Annotated in this window: 3 protein-coding genes; 2 read left to right on the forward strand and 1 reads right to left on the reverse strand. The window is 67.2% G+C overall.

From position 1 onward, the window contains the following. The coding region (locus JWN21_RS08985; RefSeq protein ID WP_299648658.1) for an LON peptidase substrate-binding domain-containing protein at positions 1 to 1,433 on the reverse strand (1,433 nt) is incomplete at its 3' end. 200 nt (positions 1,434 to 1,633) lie between these two features. On the opposite strand from JWN21_RS08985, the gene JWN21_RS08990 reads away from it, so the two are divergent. Continuing rightward, positions 1,634 to 2,005 (forward strand): hypothetical protein, encoded by a 372-nt coding sequence (locus JWN21_RS08990; protein ID WP_299648661.1) that lies wholly within the window; start codon positions 1,634 to 1,636, stop codon positions 2,003 to 2,005. Continuing rightward, a partial coding sequence (locus JWN21_RS08995) for a hypothetical protein (RefSeq protein ID WP_299648664.1) occupies positions 2,002 to 2,858 on the forward strand: 857 nt, incomplete at its 3' end. The genes JWN21_RS08990 and JWN21_RS08995, both read left to right, overlap by 4 nt.

Below are 2,858 nucleotides of genomic sequence, written 5' to 3' on the forward strand. Positions count from 1 at the left end.
AGCAGCGGCTGCGGCAGGTTGAGCGTGTTGGCGGTGCACACGAACATCACGTCGGACAGATCCAGGTCGATCTCCAGATAGTGATCGTTGAACTTGCTGTTCTGCTCGGGGTCCAGCACCTCGAGCAGCGCCGACGCCGGATCGCCACGGAAATCCTGGCCCAGCTTGTCGATCTCATCGAGCAGGAACAGCGGGTTGGCAGTTCCCGCCTTGCGCAGGTTGGTGACGACCTTGCCCGGCAACGAGCCGATATAGGTGCGGCGATGACCGCGGATTTCCGCTTCGTCACGCACGCCGCCAAGCGACTGGCGCACGAACTCGCGCCCGCACGCCTTGGCGATCGATTGGCCGAGCGACGTCTTGCCGACACCGGGAGGGCCGACCAGGCAGAGGATCGGCCCCTTCAGCTTGTTGGTGCGCGCCTGCACGGCGAGATACTCGACGATGCGATCCTTGACCTTGTCGAGCGCGTAATGATCCTCGTCGAGCACCGCCTGTGCGGCGGCGATGTCGCGCTTGAGCTTGGATTTCTTGCCCCAGGGCAGGCCCAGCAGCACGTCGAGATAGTTGCGCACGACCGTCGCCTCGGCGCTCATCGGCGCCATGGTCTTGAGCTTCTTCAGCTCGGCGGTCGCCTTGGTGCGCGCCTCCTTGCTGAGCTTCAGCGTCGCGATCTTGGTGGTCAGCTCGGCAAGCTCGTCGCCGTCGCCATCCTCGTCGGATGAGCCCAGCTCGCGCTGGATCGCCTTCAGCTGCTCGTTGAGATAATATTCGCGCTGCGTCTTCTCCATCTGGCGCTTGACGCGGCTCTTGATCTTCTTCTCGACCTGCAGGACGCCCAGCTCGCCTTCCATCAGCGCGAACGCCATCTCCAGCCGCTTGGCTGGGTTGAGCTCAACCAGCAGCGCCTGCTTGTCGGCGACCTTGACCTGGATGTTGGCCATCACCGCGTCGGCGAGCTTGGACGCGTCCTCGATCTCCCCCAGCTGCACCGCGGTCTCGGCCGCCATCTTGCGGTTGCCCTTGGCGTAGGTTTCGAATTGCGAGACGACCGAGCGCATCAGCGCCTCGACCTCCGCGCCCTCGACCGGCTCGTCGGCAATCATGTCGATGGTGGCGGTGAGATACTCGCCCTCCCCAGACAGCTCGACCATGCGCGCGCGGGCGCGGCCCTCGACCAGCACGCGAACGGTGCCGTCAGGAAGCTTCAAAAGCTGCAACACGGTCGCGGTGACACCCACCTCGTGCAGGTCGGCGCGCGCGGGATCGTCCTGGGCGGCGTCGAGCTGCGCGATCAGGAAAATCTCCTTGTCCGCGTTCATCGCCGCCTCCAGCGCGGCGACCGATTTATCACGGCCGACAAACAGGGGCACGATCATGCTCGGGAAAACGACGATGTCGCGCAGCGGCAGGACGGGAAAGCTCTGGCTCATGGATACTCCGGCGGGCGTCGACGTGGCTGCCCCTTCACGTCTGTATATGGTGCGCATCGCCTGTCCATCAATCGGCTCTCGGCAGACGAGCGACGCGACGATGGGTGGCCGGCACTAATAACCGGTTTGGTTATTTTCTGCTGTCCTACACGCTCGAGTCGGGTCTAGCGGGCGCGCTCCTTGCAACCAGGAGATCGACCATGGCCCAAGCCACACTGTCGGACGCGCCGGGCGGCTTCGCGCCCCAGCATGACGTCCGCGAATTCGCCGCCACCTCTGTTCCTGTGGCCGGATCACTCGGCGCGACCGGCACGGCGGGTCCCTTCGTGCCCGAGCTGGATCGCGCGGTGTGGGTCACGCTGTCGGGCGTCTGGGCCGGCAGCGTGCAGCTGCTCCGCTCCACCGACGGCGGCACGACCAGGCTGGCGCTGACCTATTCTGACGGCTCGGCGCGCGCGATCTGGACCGGCGCAGTCAATGCCCCGGTCGTGGACGACAGCTGCGCCGGTGCGACCTACTATCTCCAGTTCACCCGCACCTCGGGCACGCTGGTGTACGAGGTGCGGCAGTGAGCGGCGGGGGGAGCGCGGACCTCGACGCGCAGGGGCTGGCACTGGCTGCGCGGGCCGAGGCGCTGCGCCAGCGCCAGTCGCTTGCCGTCTACAATCGCCCTGCCCTTCGCGCCTGGCACGCGGCGCTGGCCGACCGGGTGAACGCGCCTGCCAAGGCTGTTTGGCTGGGCGACTCGATCACCGAAGGCCTGAACGCCCCCAGCTACGGCACGCGCTGGGTGGAGCGCGCGCTGGCTCGGCTGCGGCTGGATCACCCGACCCCCGGCGTGGCTGGCGGCTTCAACTATCTCCCGGCGATCAACACCGCGTTCACGCAAGGCGCGGCCCCGCCGCAGGGGCAACCCTACACCGCACTGACCGGCGGCGCGCTCGGGTTCGACACGTCGTTCGGGCTGGGCGCGCGCTCGGCGGTGTTCAATGCGGTCGGCGACGGCGCGACCTATACGGTGCAGGGGACATCCGTGACGCTGCACTATGTGCGCGGGCCGGCGACCGGGACCATGTCGGTCAGCATCGACGGCGGTGCCGCGACGGTCATCAACACGGCCGGCGCGCTCGGCATGCAGCAATGGTCGAGCGGCGCGCTGACACCGGGCATCCACACGGTAACGGTGACGCGATCGGCGGGCGGCTCGGTGTATCTCGCCGGGCTGCTGGTGTTCAACGGGGACGAGGCGGCGGGCGTCCACGGTTATGACGCGGGTCATTTCGGGTGGAACACGACGCAATTCGCGGCGGCGCAGAGCAACACCTGGGCATCGCTCGGGCTGATCGCGCCGCAGCTCGTGACGATCGCGCTCGGCACCAACGACTATCAGGCGCAGACGCCGATCGCGACGTTCCGCGCCAACCT

The organism is Sphingomonas bacterium, from assembly GCF_028292945.1.
Lineage (GTDB): Bacteria > Pseudomonadota > Alphaproteobacteria > Sphingomonadales > Sphingomonadaceae > Sphingomonas.

What these genes read in the sequence shown, in the direction of transcription:
- JWN21_RS08990 (WP_299648661.1), top strand. Translation starts at nt 1,634, where the DNA reads ATGGCCCAAGCCACACTGTCGGACGCGCCGGGCGGCTTCGCGCCCCAG.